General features: G+C 68.8%; 1 protein-coding gene. It reads right to left on the bottom strand.

All coding sequences use genetic code 11. The annotated features are described in order from the left end of the window. The coding region (locus HKX41_12550; protein ID NNC24965.1) for a hypothetical protein at positions 1-250 on the bottom strand (250 nt) is incomplete at both ends.

Below are 250 nucleotides of genomic sequence, written 5' to 3'. Positions count from 1 at the left end.
TGCCCTTGTTGACCGGGGCCACGGCCTTGGCGTTGCAGGTGCTGACCGAGATGCGCTTGCCGTTGCCGACCACGGTGGTGATGCAGTTGGCCGACACCTGCTCGCCGCTGCTGAGGTTGGCGGTGTTGTCGACCGCGATCACCGCATCGCGGCTGGTCGCCAGCGCGGTGCCGAACACCTCGACCTTGTTCGAACCGGTCGGGCAGGCGAAATCGGCGGTGCAGAACGCGCTGTCGCCGACGGCGCCGGC

This window comes from Salifodinibacter halophilus (genome assembly GCA_012999515.1).
Classification (GTDB): Bacteria; Pseudomonadota; Gammaproteobacteria; order Nevskiales; family Salinisphaeraceae; genus Salifodinibacter; species Salifodinibacter halophilus.
Note: the sequence above shows the minus strand (reverse complement) of the source record. Positions and strands in the feature narration are given on the sequence as shown.